The 13,547-nt window shown below is 48.4% G+C and carries 10 protein-coding genes and 1 other annotated feature; of the genes, 7 read left to right on the plus strand and 3 right to left on the minus strand.

Annotated features, from left to right (window positions below; genetic code table 11):
• Positions 1 to 8 precede the first annotated feature (8 nt).
• From MZ182_RS02575 to MZ182_RS02600, 6 genes are all read left to right on the plus strand, one after another.
• A complete protein-coding gene (locus MZ182_RS02575; RefSeq protein WP_011918587.1) occupies positions 9 to 1,403 on the plus strand; it encodes a TolC family protein in 1,395 nt (464 codons plus the stop codon).
• Complete coding sequence (locus MZ182_RS02580) at positions 1,393 to 2,367, plus strand: HlyD family secretion protein (RefSeq protein ID WP_061782877.1); 975 nt, start codon at positions 1,393 to 1,395, stop codon at positions 2,365 to 2,367. The genes MZ182_RS02575 and MZ182_RS02580 overlap by 11 nt, the downstream gene beginning before the upstream one ends.
• 77 nt (positions 2,368 to 2,444) lie before the next feature.
• Complete coding sequence (locus MZ182_RS02585; protein ID WP_248069628.1) at positions 2,445 to 3,662, plus strand: ABC transporter permease; 1,218 nt, start codon at positions 2,445 to 2,447, stop codon at positions 3,660 to 3,662.
• Between the two features lies 1 nt (position 3,663).
• Positions 3,664 to 4,812: an ABC transporter permease gene (locus tag MZ182_RS02590; protein WP_248069600.1), complete on the plus strand. Its 1,149-nt coding sequence runs from the start codon at positions 3,664 to 3,666 to the stop codon at positions 4,810 to 4,812.
• Positions 4,813 to 5,043: 231 nt separating this feature from the next.
• A complete protein-coding gene (locus tag MZ182_RS02595) occupies positions 5,044 to 5,931 on the plus strand; it encodes an ion transporter (RefSeq protein WP_011918591.1) in 888 nt (295 codons plus the stop codon).
• A gap of 423 nt (positions 5,932 to 6,354) precedes the next feature.
• Complete coding sequence (locus MZ182_RS02600; RefSeq protein WP_248069598.1) at positions 6,355 to 7,686, plus strand: APC family permease; 1,332 nt, start codon at positions 6,355 to 6,357, stop codon at positions 7,684 to 7,686.
• Positions 7,687 to 7,886: 200 nt separating this feature from the next.
• Here MZ182_RS02600 and MZ182_RS02605 read toward each other — a convergent pair whose 3' ends face one another.
• Positions 7,887 to 8,957 carry a hypothetical protein gene (locus tag MZ182_RS02605; protein WP_248069596.1) on the minus strand — a complete coding sequence of 357 codons (1,071 nt, stop codon included), beginning with the start codon at positions 8,955 to 8,957 and terminating at the stop codon, positions 7,887 to 7,889.
• Between the two features lie 84 nt (positions 8,958 to 9,041).
• Between MZ182_RS02605 and MZ182_RS02610 the strand changes: the two genes are divergently transcribed.
• A protein-coding gene (locus MZ182_RS02610) for an IS3 family transposase (RefSeq protein ID WP_165564867.1) occupies positions 9,042 to 10,258 on the plus strand; the annotation gives its coding sequence in 2 pieces (ribosomal slippage) (positions 9,042 to 9,324 and positions 9,324 to 10,258; 1,218 coding nt in all).
• Positions 9,320 to 9,436: a sequence feature (AL1L pseudoknot), on the plus strand. (Overlaps the previous gene by 117 nt.)
• Before the next feature lie 154 nt (positions 10,259 to 10,412).
• Here the strand turns inward: MZ182_RS02610 and MZ182_RS02615 are convergent.
• Positions 10,413 to 11,033 (minus strand): hypothetical protein, encoded by a 621-nt coding sequence (locus MZ182_RS02615; protein WP_011790823.1) that lies wholly within the window; start codon positions 11,031 to 11,033, stop codon positions 10,413 to 10,415.
• 71 nt (positions 11,034 to 11,104) lie between these two features.
• A complete protein-coding gene (locus MZ182_RS02620) occupies positions 11,105 to 13,489 on the minus strand; it encodes a catalase (RefSeq protein WP_248069420.1) in 2,385 nt (794 codons plus the stop codon).
• Positions 13,490 to 13,547 lie beyond the last annotated feature (58 nt).

The raw sequence follows: 13,547 nt of genomic DNA on the forward strand, positions 1-13,547 counted from the left end.
AGGTGTTAATGAAACGATCACGAGTGGCTTGGCTGTGTTTACTGTCAGTGCCTTTTTTATTGCCATCGGCTTTGCATGCAGAGCCGATAAGCTTCAGTGACGCTTGGCAACAAGTGCTGAAGGTGAGCGATAAGCTACAGGCGCAGTCGCAGGAAGTTAACCGTGCTAAAGGCGAGCAGCAGGCCGGAGAGGGGTTAAACTTACCCTCCTTAGATATTCGCGGTAACTATATTCATTTGGATAAACCGATAGAGTTTGATTTGAAAGAATTAAATTCAGTGGTTTCTATTCCACCAGCCCTTGGCGGCATCATCGCGGGTATTCCGCCGCTGCCCTTAAGTGAGCAAGATATTTTTAGTGCGAGCTTGCAGGCAATGTGGCCGATTTATACGGGTGGGCAGATCACGGCCGCTCAAGGTATACACGCGGCCATGGTGGCTGAAAAACAACAAGAATTACAATTAGCCACCCGCGATTTATTTACCCAGTTGGTGGACAGATATTATGCTGTCGATGTGACTCAGGCATTAGTTGAGACCCAAACCGATCTGGTTGGCTCCTTAACAAAGCATGTTGAACATGCTCTAGCAATGGAGCGCGAAGGGCAAATTGCGAAGGTTGAGCGCCTCAATGCTCAGGTCGCTTTAGATAATGCTAAAGTCAATTTAGGTAGTGCCCGCCGCCAACATGAAATGGCTGTTATCGCGCTGGCTCGTATGCTCCAGCAAAGTCAGGTGAGTACCCATTCCTCTTTATTCGTACTGCCGCACGCTCCATCGTTAGATCAACTTAGCCAAATGACCTTAAGCCAACATCCAGCACTCAAATTGCTCGAAGCGAAAGAAGCGCAAGCGAATGGTTTAGTGTCATTAGAAAAGGGGAAATACCACCCAACGGTATTCCTCTTTGGTAATTACACCTTGTATGAAGAAGACACACTCTTATCGAGCATTACGCCTGATTGGATGGTTGGTGTCGGGGTTAATGTGCCGCTGATCAGCCGTGATGGCCGCAGCGGTAAGGTCGAAGCAGCGAAAAGTGCCCTACTGCAAGCCCGCTATACCAAGGCACAAACCAAGCAAGACTTAAGCCTGCTGGTGGATCAAAGCTATCGCCAATTATTACAGGCCGAAGAAGAAGTGAAGGCGCTTGATACCTCACTCGAGCTTGCGACCGAAAATCTGCGGCTTAGGGAGATTGCTTTTAATCAAGGGCTTTCCACTTCTATCGACCGAGTCGATGCCGAGCTAAAACTGAGCGCAGTGAAAACCCAGCAATTGGCTGCCCGTTATCGTTATGTACAAGCCTATGCCAGATTGATGGCTATCAGTGGTCAATTAGATGAATTTATTGGTCGTACCGTCGATCGTCACCCAGTGCAGGAGATAAATCATGCGCGCTAATCGAATGCTGGCCCTTGTGGCGTTGGTCGCATTAGGCCTCATCTTAGCCTATGGGCTTAAGCTGGCTTATAGCCCGCAGCCGAGTCTATTGCAGGGGCAGATAGAAGCCCGAGAATACAATGTGTCATCCAAAGTGCCCGGTCGTGTCGAGCAAGTGTTAGTGCGCCGTGGTGATAGCGTGGCCGAAGGGGATTTGTTGTTTGCCATCCACAGCCCAGAGCTGGATGCAAAGTTGATGCAGGCTGAAGGCGGCCGTGATGCCGCTAAGGCTAAGCAGTTAGAAGCTAATAATGGTGCTCGTAGCCAAGAAGTGATGGCGGCTAGGGAGCAATGGCTCAAGGCGCAGGCGGCGGCAACGCTCGCTAAAACGACTTATACCCGCGTTGAAAACTTATTCAACGAAGGTGTGGCAGCAAGACAAAAACGTGATGAAGCCTTTACTCAATGGCAAGCGGCAAAATACACAGAACAAGCGGCCTTAGCCATGTATCAAATGGCCGAGGAAGGCGCACGAGTTGAGACCAAAGCGGCGGCGGCAGGCAATGCTCGCATGGCTGAAGGCGCGGTAAAAGAAGTGAGCGCCGTGATGGAAGACAGCCAAATGCGCGCCCCTAAATCGGGCGAAATTAGCGAGGTGCTATTACAGGCGGGTGAATTGGCACCAAGTGGTTTTCCGATTGTGAGTTTAATTGATATGCAGGATGCTTGGGCTGTGTTCCAAGTGCGTGAAGATCAACTCAAGCGTTTCAACAAAGGCGATAAAATTCAACTCAATATTCCGGCACTCGGGCAGGATGTCGAATTTACAGTATCCCATATCAGTGTCATGGGTGACTTTGCCACTTGGCGCTCGACCGAGAGTGGCCATGACTTTGATATGCGTACCTTTGAGGTGGAATTACGCCCCAATGCACCGATTGCTAACCTACGTGTCGGCATGTCAGTGCTGCTACGCGGTGAGTAAAGGCCGTGACTGAGCACTCGACAAACATCAAAGCGCTGGACACTCGCAGCGCGCCAAGGGCTGCTGACATGGGCTTTATGGCATTGTTCGTCGCATTAGTTCGTCGTGAGCTGCGTGCCCTATGGCATGATCCTTGGCAGTTAGCACTGATAAGTTATATTCCGCTACTGGGAATGTTATGCCTTTGGTGGCTGTTCAGTGCCGGTCTTCCAAGACAACTGCCCGTGGCGATTGTCGACCAAGATCATAGCCAATTGAGCCGCATGTTGACCCGTCAGATGAAGGCAAATCCCGTTACCGAACCCCAAAGTTTTACCGATTTATCCTCAGCCGTTAGCGCCATGCAGCAGGCGAAAGTCTACGCGATTGTGGTCTTTCCCTATGATATGAAGAAGGATTTACTCACAGGCCATAAACCGACAATTGATGTGCGCTACAATAGCCAGTTTTTGCTGGTGGGTAAGTTACTGTCAAGCCAAATTCAACTGAGTTTAGGTGAGGGATTACAGCAAGTTGCGGAATTAAAACAACTGGCAACGGGTACGCCAAAATCCCAAGTGGCAGTCAATTTAAGCCCTGTCAAAAGCCAAACTACGGCATTATTTAATCGTAATAACAACTATATCGGTTTCTTGGTGCCGCCAGTGCTTATTGCACTGTGGCAGTTATTATCGATGTTGGTGATGGCAAATAGCCTAAATCGTGAGTTACATTTAGCGTCTGTTGTACAAGCCGATGTGATATCGGATCGATTAACCACACATTTCTGGCCTAAAGTATTGGCTAAAGTGGCATTGTTTACGCCGATATTAATGTTGCAGGGTGGCTTTATTTTAGCTTGGCTGTATTTGTATCTTGCCCTGCCGATGGCGGGCAGTTTAGCCCTATTACTGCTCGCGCAATTAGTGATGTTATTGGCGGTCTGGAGCTTAGTGTTATTTATATTTGTTGTGATGCGTGACAGTGCGCGGGTCATCAGTTTTTGTACCGCTTTATTTGCGCCCGCCTTTGCTTTTATGGGCATTACCTTCCCGACCCATGATATGCCGCCATTAGCCCAGTGGTGGCGATTGATTATGCCGTCGAGCCACTATATGGAGTCCCATGTGAGCGTGGTGAGTTACGGCGCCAGTGGGCTGGACGTGGTGAGCCAAATGAGCAGCTATTGGGGCTTTATCTGCCTGTTTCCTCTAATTTATTTATTAGCGCGTAAGTTACTGCCCATGACAGCAAATACTGAGAGTGGGTTAGCGGCAAGTGATTCGGATGCAGCACAGCCTGCCAAGGGGCAATAGTATGAATATATGGCGGCTGGTATTCACTGAACTTAAAGCCATTATTAGCGATAAAGCGATTGCCGTGACTTTATTTGGTGGCGTGTTGTTTTATTCGGTGCTCTATCCTTTGCCCTATCTAAACCAAGTGCCGACCGAGCAACAATTGATCGTGGTGGACTTAGATCATTCTTCCCTAAGCCGTCAATTGATCCGTCATGCCGATGCCAGCGCAAAAATTCAAGTCATAGGTCAAGTCGGTTCGATTACCGAGGCGAAGCGATTTATTGAGATAGGTAAAGCCCATGGTTTATTGGTGATCCCCGAAGGATTTCGCCGCGATTTATTGCTCGGTAAAGGCGTCACGCTAAGTTATGGTGGTGACGCCAGTTACTTTTTGATTTACTCCGCCGTTGCCGAAGGTTTAGTCAGTGCGGGAATGGATGCGGGTAAACAAGTGCAATTGATTGGCATGCTTGCCCAAGGGCAAAATCCTAAGCAGGCTCAAGAAAGTCTACAATCGCTCCATCTAAATAGCGTTCCTGCTTTTAACCCAAGTTTAGGTTATACGCCCTATGTGGTACCCGGATTGTTTTTGCTGATCCTGCATCAAACCTTATTGATTGGTACGGGTATTTTAGGGGCTGGGCAATGGCGGCATAAAGGGTATTGGCAACAGATGTCGCCAGTGCAATTAGTCTGTGGCCGTATACTTGCTTTTATGTTGATTTATATATTTTTTACCAGCTTTTATGTGGGCTATTGTTATCACTGGTATAACGTCAGTATTCAAGCGAGCCTTGGCTTAGTTGCGCTGTGGTTATTGCCGTTTTTACTGGCTACCGCAGCAGCAGGGGTTGCGATGAGCACACTGTTCACTCGCCGTGATTTACCAACACAAGTGCTACTGCTTATTTCTATGCCCATTCTATTCGTATCAGGTTTTGTTTGGCCGATAGCATTGATCCCCGAGCCGCTGGTGTTAGGCTCGCAGTTTATTCCTGCCGTGCCTGCGATTATGGGCATGCTCGAGCTCAATCAAATGGGGGCGAGTTGGGCGAGTGTAACCCCAAAATGGCTACAACTCTGGGGCTTATTTGCGGTCTTTTTCGGCCTAGCAATTGTAGGGATCAAGCGAAGAGCGAAGTTGTTGTTAATTGATAACCCCTAGGTTTAGCAATATTCGCTATTTCTATTTATTGGCGAGTGTGAATAGTTTGCTAGGACGCAACGACGCTTTGCCCCCACCAAAAATTTGTTACTCATATCATTCGAATCTTAGTCAATCCGCTGCGTTTACTCCTGTTGTCATTTAATACGATTGGTATAGCCCACCGCAAAGAACTGGGCATCTGAAAGTACAATCGCTACAATCGCCGCCATTGTGATTATAGGAGTCGACATGAGTACATCTTTACTTAACGCGCCAACGGGTTTGCAGGCACGAGTGATTAACTTGGTTGAGCAAAACTGGTTTGGTCATTTTATTTTGACATTGATTTTAATCAACGCGGTGCAGTTAGGTATGGAGACCTCAGCCAGCCTGATGGCGCAATACGGTGCTTTGTTGATGAGTCTTGATAAGGTGCTGCTGAGTGTATTTGTGGTGGAGTTATTGCTGCGGATTTATGCCTACAGGGGGAAATTTTTTAAAGACCCTTGGAACGTGTTCGATTTTACCGTGATAGTGATAGCACTGATCCCTGCATCTGGGCCATTGGCTGTCCTGCGTTCGCTCAGGGTATTGCGGGTGCTGAGAGTGTTAACAATTGTGCCATCAATGAAACGGGTGGTGTCTGCGCTGTTGGGATCACTTCCTGGATTGGCATCGATCGCCACGGTATTACTGTTGATTTATTATGTGTTTGCGGTGATTGCTACCAAAATTTTTGGCGATGCATTCCCTGAATGGTTTGGCACTATTGCTGACTCATTTTATACCCTATTTCAAATAATGACGCTTGAAAGCTGGTCTATGGGAATTTCGCGGCCAGTGATGGAAGTCTACCCTTATGCTTGGGTATTTTTCGTACCATTTATTCTGGTAGCGACTTTCACAATGCTAAATTTGTTTATTGCGATTATCGTCAATACCATGCAAACCTTCAGCGACGAAGAGCATGCATTAGAGCGTGAGCAAGACAAACAAATCTTAGAGCAGGAACAAAGACAAATGCACGAGGAGTTGAAAGCCATCAGACTCGAGCTACAACAATTACAAACCTTGCTGCGCAATGCTGCTGGTGATTCTTCTAATGTGTCGACAAAGGGAAACATTGGTTCTGACTAAAGCAGATTGAGGATCGTGAGCGGTTATCAAGTCTTATACTTAGATTCTGTCGTTTTTCGCTAAACCATCACAGATTGCGGATCACTTAATATTTTTATTGGGTTGTCTTCTGGTTGGTTTTGGGGGAGAATGCGCGCCGAAAAAATAACCGAGCTACTCAGTGGCTCGGTTATTTTTCATTTATGAATATGCGTTTAACACCAATTGAGGCCGGTAAACATCCGGAAATGATATGAGGTTCGGCTGAACCTATTTTACTGAGGACAAACCAATGAGGTTGTTGTGTACCGAATTTTCGGTCGTTGCTGTAAATCAAGTAGTTGCGTTAGCTATTCAACCTAAGGTGTTGATGGTGACTCACAAGCAAAAACCAATTGCAGATGTATGGTTAAGTGTTCATCCCTATAGAATGGGGGTGTGCTGATGAGTCAACAAAATCCGGGTTTGAAGCAGACCCTCAACTTATGGCAAGTGGTGGTAATGGGGCTTGCCTATCTCACGCCGATGGCCGTTTTTGACACCTTTGGTATTGTTTCCGAGATAACCTCAGGTCATGTTGCTACATCCTATCTTTTTGCGCTCGCTGGGATCTTATTTACCGCGTTCAGTTATGGCCACTTAGTGCGTAAATATCCTTATGCGGGTTCAGCCTACACTTATGCTCAAAAAACCTTTAGTCCGAACGTCGGTTTTATGGTGGGCTGGTCATCGCTGCTGGATTATATGTTTATGCCGATGATCAATATGTTACTGGCAAAAATCTATTTAACCGCTATGTTCCCCAATGTTGAACCTTGGATCTTTATTTTCGCTCTTGTGACCATAATGACCTTACTTAATCTTAAGGGGATAGATCTGGTCGCTAACTTTAATGGGGTGATAGTGTTTGCACAGCTAGCCATTATTGTGGTGTTTATTGGTCTAATGGGCTATAGCATTTCCCTCGGTGAAGGCGAGGGTGTGATTGCGAGTGTACGACCATTTTATGCAGATAATATGGCGATGGCGCCATTATTCACGGGGGCGACGATTCTGTGTTTCTCCTTCCTCGGCTTTGATGGATTAAGTTCGCTGACCGAAGAAACTAAGGATGCTCAACGTGTTATTCCTCGCGCGATTGTGTTGACAGCCTTGATCGGTGGCGTGATTTTTGTTGGTGTATCCTATTTCTTGCAGCTTTATTTCCCGGATATCTCACGCTTTCAACAGCTTGATGCGGTATTGCCTGAAATTGCACTCTACGTTGGCGGTAATCTATTCCAGTCCATCGTATTAGTGGCAACCACGGTTGCAGTATTAGCCTCGGGTATGGCAGCCCATGCAGGCGTTGCACGGATTTTATATGTGATGGGGCGGGATAATATGCTGCCACGTAAAGGGTTTGCTTATATCCACCCTAAGTGGCGCACCCCAGCATTTAATGTTCTGTTGGTGGGCGCGCTTGCGCTATCTGCCGTCTCATTTGACTTAGAAATGGCGCTAGCCTTAGTTAATTTTGGTGCTTTAGTCGCTTTTACCTTCGTGAATTTATCTGTCATTGTGCAGTTTTATGTGAGGGATCAGCGTAATCAATCACTTAGAGATCACTTGCAATACTTAGTCTTGCCATTGTGTGGCGCGGGTACTATTGGTGTGCTTTGGGTGAACTTAGAACCACAATCATTAGAGCTGGGGCTCATTTGGGCGGCAGTGGGAGCGATGTATTTGGCTTTACGGAGTTTCCGTTTACGCCGTGCAGTAGAGCTACAAAATTAGTTGAGTTCAATACATGGCAATTCACCTAAGTTAGACGATAAAAACCCTTTACCAGATAGTACTCCGCATACTGGTAAAGGGAGTCACGTGTTCTAAAAGAACAGCGCGATTAAGATAATGATCGGAATTGGGATCCCGATAAACCAAAGTAATACTGAACGCATAACAACCTCCTTTAAATTGAATAAACAGTGTGCGAATTAAGCATCGCGTTGACGGCCACCGAAAATAGCCATCACACTGGCGACGAATGCGCCCAACAATAGTGCTACCGCCATCCAAAGTGCAGCATAGGCCGATGCTTTACGTGCTTCATCTGCGGCTTGGCGAGCCGTAGTTTCCGCATTTTTCAGCGTGGTTTGCACTTTCTCAAACCCTTGTGACACTCGCTGCTCTGCTTCCTGCTGAGTCAGAACGGTGCGTTGTGTAATGAGTTGACCTATATAGCGTTCGTCCTCTGGTGACAACGTACCTGTTTGCAGTGCCTGTGCGAGTATCCGTGAGACTTCACGGACTGGAATTGGCAAGATTTCAGGGGGTTGCTCGTTTGCCAATGCGTTTACTTGGGGGGCTGTAGCTTCAGTTTGGACTTCAGGCATTTGTTCATTGACCTGAGGTGTCATTCTTTCTGCTGGGATTTCTTGGGCTGGTTTATTTACCTGCGGTGTTGTTCTTTTACGGGAGCCGTTAGAGTCATCACGGAACAGTGAATCAACAAAATAGCCGATGGAATGGTTGCCATTGCCAGCTTCACCTGTGGCTAGCGTTGCCGCCGAACCCACTGCAGTTCCTGCGGCACTTGCGGCTTTACCGACAACGTCAGCACTAGCACGGACGCCACTGCCAATGCTACCCACGACGGACGTCAGTACCACAACAGTTAGCAGTGATGCGACAGCCCATGTCAGAAAACCGTGAGCGGTATCGCGAAAGTACACTTCATCCGTATGTACATCTGTCCATTTGGTGCGTAGTCGTCCGGCTAGATAACCGCCCATGCCTGATGCAGCGAGTTGAGTGAAACTCAGCCATGCGATTGCTGCAACACCAAAGGTTGCTGCACTGATGCCCTCCATGCTCCACGGCGATATAGCAGAGAAACCCAGCCCAGTGCCTAAGAGCATTAATAACAGTGACAGTGCTGCGGCGCCTGCCGCTCCTGCAAAGATGGCTGCCCATGAGACGGCGCTAGATCCGTATGGGGTGTTAATGCTGTTTGCTGGAACGCGGCGATCTTTCATCGTTTCCATACCTAGGTTAACTTCTGACATGTGTCTCTCCATTTTGTATTTATAAATAAGGTAGTGAATCATACCGGGTTTGTCGGAGGCTAATTTTCTTGAGAGAATTAGTCTATGAACAAGAGAACAACTTATTCCGCAGAAGTCCGCGAACGCGCAGTTCGTATGGTTTTAACCTCAGAGCATGATCACCCTTCCAGGTGGGCAGCGCTGGTGTCTATTTCATCAAAAATTGGCTGTACACCTGAGACATTAAGGGCTTGGGTTAATCGAATTGAGGTGGATTCAGGCAAAAGGCCTGGAGTTACCACCGATGCCGCAGCCAAGATCAAACAACTTGAGCGAGAGAACAAAGAGCTTAAGCAGGCCAACGAGATCCTGAAAAAAGCTGCTGCGTTTTTTGCCCAAGCGGAGCTCGACCGCAAACCGAAGAAATAGTCCAGTTCATTGATTCGCACCGAGCGTTGCATGGTGTCGAGCCGATTTGTCGTGTGCTGCAAATCGCGCCATCAACGTATTTCCGGTGCAAGTCACTTGCAGCCCAGCCACAGCTGCGCTGTCAGCGTTATCATCAGGATGAGGCGTTAAAGCCAGAGATTCTGCGCGTATGGCAGGACAATCGGCAATGCTATGGCATCAGGAAGGTCTGGAAGCAACTGAAGCGAGAAGACTTTACAGTAGCCCGCTGTACTGTTGCCAGACTGATGAGCACTCTTGGGATCCAGGGCGTGCGACGAGGACGTCGTTGTGTCACAACGATCCCTGATGAGAGTGCTGCTAAGCCGCTGGATCTGGTTAACCGGGAGTTTACGGCAAGTCGGCCAAACCAGCTTTGGGTGGCAGATATTACCTATGTGGCCACTTGGTCAGGCTTCGTTTACGTCGCCTTCGTCACCGACGTGTTCTCCCGTAAAGTTGTGGGCTGGAGGGTAATGAAGTCGATGCAGACGCAGTTAATTCTGGATGCACTGGAACAGGCTTTATGGGCCAGGGGCAAGCCTAAAGGCGTTATTCATCACAGCGACAGAGGAAGCCAGTATGTCTCGATACGATACTCAGAACGATTATCAGAAGCAGGCTTTACCGCGTCTGTCGGCAGCGTTGGTGACTCGTATGACAATGCATTAGCCGAGACGATAAATGGCCTGTACAAAGCCGAGGTCATTTATAAAGACGGCCCTTGGCGAGGGTTGGAGCAGGTCGAGCTTGCAACGCTGGATTGGGTTGACTGGTTTAACAACAGAAGATTACTGGGCTCGATTGGCGATATCCCGCCAGCTGAATATGAGGAAAACTATTATCGACAATTAAGGCAAGATACGGCAGCATGACTCAAACAAATCCGCCTCCGAATTTACCGGTTCGATTCATAGTAAGGTTATCCACAGTGTTGGCATTGTTGTTGGAACTGAAAAACAGTGCGGTTATAACTGCACAGACTTCCTTGTTGGCGTCACTCCGCTATTTGATGCCGCCATATATCCATTAGCTTTTAGACTTCAACATGTCATCGCGTAGGTTTATTGCCCGCGCGGCGCCAATGGCGGTTTCCACTTTTTTAATTTCCTCAGGCGGCGGTAGGACGGCGGGTAAACCCAGCGATTCGATCCATAGTTCGCGTAGGAATCCCTTGGTGTGATAGAGATGATGGTGCTCATCCTGCGCCACCAATTCAAACGCAGTCCTTAGTGCATTGGTTTCCTCACCTTCACCGTGTTCTGCCAGATGTCCAATCAGCTCCCAGTTCTGATGATCTTTTGTTTCTGCCAGAACCACGCACTCGCCAGCGACCAGTTGCGCTGCGGCAGTACTGCCTCGTGTCTTTGCTATTTGCATCGCTTTGACCAGTGAATTCCCTATATGAGCCACGACTTCACGACCAGGTGTCTTAGTGTCAGGATCCAACCCTAGCTCACCAAAAACATCCATAAGTACCTGCTCGTGGATGCGGGTTTGCTCAAGGTATTCTTGCCATTCAGTTTTTAAATCTTTGTTTAGCGCGCATGACAGGGCCGTTTCGTAGATTTTTATGCCACCGCGCTCTGTCTCGATAGCCTGATACAGCAACTCGTGTAGCTGTTTTTTGATATAAGGTTTCTTGTTCATAGCTTTATCCTTTTAGTGGCATTTTTTAAGCAGTGGTTGGTCGTGAGCGATAATTGGACTGCTTCATGTGCCTACAGCGTTATTGAATAGCGAGAAGGGTGGCGATGAGATGCGACCGCATCAATAAATACCGGCACAATTTCAGCCATATTGCTGCTGTCTACTAGCAGGATCCCCCTGTCTTCTTCCATGCGGAATCCAATGTTGGCCAAATCCAGCAGTTCCCGTCCGTCACCTAAAGCGAGGATTGTTTTGCCGTGTAGGTACAACTCTTTTATAAATGGGATTGTGTGGCTATAGCCTGCGAGAGCTTGAACCACCTCGTTTCCATCGGGTAGGACCAAGGCATCAAACAGCACAGCCGGAGAATTCTCCATCGATTTGTCCGCTTCTATTTTCTCGCCTGAAGCACCCACAAAGCTCCCTATTCGCGGCCCAACAAAATGAACGACAGCTCCAGCTTCCACTAAGGCCGAATGAAGGCTGACCAAGGATGCATGGTGAACACCGTCCTCGATTAACACGGCAATCTGACGTGTACGGATACCGCATTCGCCCGGTAATGCCATCAGCGACAAGGCGGTAGAGACTGTTACTTCAGGTGACTGCGGCTCAGCGATGGCTTTGGGCATTGCATCTGGAACAGCCATGCCTAGGCCTGCTGCAACTTCAGCGGCAAGTTCAGGGGAGACATTCACCAACGAGGACAGCATCCGATTGCGTATGGCAGTGACTGTAACTTTGCTGAGCTCGAAGCGAAATGCATCGACAATATGGGCTTTTTCGACAGCCGTTTGACTGTTGAAAAACAAAGTGGCTTGTAGATAGTGCTCGGCAAATTTTTCCGGCTTACCCCTGATTTTGTCTTCGCTAATTCTTTCTGGAAACGATACAAATCCGCTGCTTCCAGCTTGAAATGGACAGCCACCCGCCAGTGAATTTGGCTCGTAGGCAACACGGCCACGATGGATCGCCTGACGATGAATGCCGTCGCGTTGGTTATTTTGAACTGGGGCTAGTGGCGCATTGATCGGGATTTCGTGAAAATTAGCGCCACCTAAGCGGGTAATTTGCGTGTCCACATAGGAGTGGATACGACCCGCAAGCAGTGGGTCATTAGAGAAGTCTATGCCCGGAATAACATGTGCGGTACAGAACGCAACCTGTTCGGTTTCGGCAAAGAAGTTATCAGGATTGCGATTGAGCACCATACGCCCAACAGGCAGTACTGGCACCAGTTCCTCTGGGATCAGCTTAGTTGAATCGAGTACATCGAAGCTGAAACCATCGGCCTGTTCCTCGCTAAAAATTTGTAACCCGAGCTCCCATTCTGGAAACTCGCCCGACTCTATGGCTTCCCATAAATCACGTCGGTGGAAATCAGGATCGGCGCCCGATATTTTCACCGCCTCATCCCACAGCAATGAATGCGTGCCTTGCAGCGGCTTCCAGTGGAATTTACAAAATACGGATTGCCCCTCTTCGTTCACTAAACGGAAGGTATGCACGCCAAAACCTTGCATCATGCGATAACTGCGCGGTATAGCGCGGTCCGACATCACCCACATCAGCATATGGGTGGATTCTGGCATCAGTGAAACAAAGTCCCAAAACGTATCATGGGCCGATGCCGCCTGAGGCATGCCGTGGTGTGGCTCTGGTTTAACTGCGTGCACTAGATCGGGAAACTTCATCGCATCCTGAATAAAGAATACTGGCATGTTATTTCCAACCAGATCCCAGTTACCCTCGTCGGTATAGAACTTCACCGCAAAGCCGCGCACATCACGCGCCGTGTCTTTTGAGCCACGCTCGCCAGCTACCGTAGAAAAACGTACGAACACAGGGGTGATTTTGCCTTGCTCCGCAAAAGGTGCTGCGCGAGTATATTTGCCCAGCGCGTCATAGGCTTTGAAGTAGCCGTGAGCTCCTGAACCGCGAGCATGAACGATTCGTTCTGGGATACGTTCGTGATCGAAATGGGTAATTTTTTCCCGCAGGATGAAATCTTCAAGCAAGGATGGCCCGCGTAATCCAGCTTTCAGGCTATTTTGATTATCGCCAATCCTAACCCCTTGATTGGTGGTCAAAGGCTGAGCGCTCGCATCGACACGAACCCGATTGAGCGAGTCGACCATAGGGTTAATCCCAGGCCGCACTGCGCTACCGGTTTTAGCCGTTTCGATATCCTCAGTTGCTGTGCTTGCCGTTAATGCGATAGAGGGCAACTCCACAGTCACTCCAGGTACAGGTGCCATAGCGTTATCATGACCATAGTCGAATGCCTTATTAATGTTGTAGGGCATAGCCGCGACCAAGGTATCGCTATCGCGAGCTTGCTTTGCAACTATGTCATTCGTTTTAAGCACTGATTCCATACCCTCAGTTGTGGCGACGGATGAGTCATCTTTGCTTTGCACTCGTGATGACGGGTCTGGTTTTTTGTTCATAGTCATAATTGTTCTCCGGTGAGGTGGGGAATGTTGACAATAGAGATACTGCTCAAACCGCCAA

It is taken from the genome of Shewanella sp. JNE2, assembly GCF_023159115.1.
Classification (GTDB): domain Bacteria; phylum Pseudomonadota; class Gammaproteobacteria; order Enterobacterales; family Shewanellaceae; genus Shewanella; species Shewanella putrefaciens.

What these genes read in the sequence shown, in the direction of transcription:
- MZ182_RS02580 (WP_061782877.1), top strand. Translation starts at nt 1,393, where the DNA reads ATGCGCGCTAATCGAATGCTGGCCCTTGTGGCGTTGGTCGCATTAGGC.
- MZ182_RS02585 (WP_248069628.1), top strand. Translation starts at nt 2,445, where the DNA reads ATGGCATTGTTCGTCGCATTAGTTCGTCGTGAGCTGCGTGCCCTATGG.
- MZ182_RS02595 (WP_011918591.1), top strand. Translation starts at nt 5,044, where the DNA reads ATGAGTACATCTTTACTTAACGCGCCAACGGGTTTGCAGGCACGAGTG.
- MZ182_RS02575 (WP_011918587.1), top strand. Translation starts at nt 9, where the DNA reads ATGAAACGATCACGAGTGGCTTGGCTGTGTTTACTGTCAGTGCCTTTT.
- MZ182_RS02615 (WP_011790823.1), bottom strand. Translation starts at nt 11,033, where the DNA reads ATGAACAAGAAACCTTATATCAAAAAACAGCTACACGAGTTGCTGTAT.
- MZ182_RS02620 (WP_248069420.1), bottom strand. Translation starts at nt 13,489, where the DNA reads ATGACTATGAACAAAAAACCAGACCCGTCATCACGAGTGCAAAGCAAA.
- MZ182_RS02605 (WP_248069596.1), bottom strand. Translation starts at nt 8,957, where the DNA reads ATGTCAGAAGTTAACCTAGGTATGGAAACGATGAAAGATCGCCGCGTT.
- MZ182_RS02590 (WP_248069600.1), top strand. Translation starts at nt 3,664, where the DNA reads ATGAATATATGGCGGCTGGTATTCACTGAACTTAAAGCCATTATTAGC.
- MZ182_RS02600 (WP_248069598.1), top strand. Translation starts at nt 6,355, where the DNA reads ATGAGTCAACAAAATCCGGGTTTGAAGCAGACCCTCAACTTATGGCAA.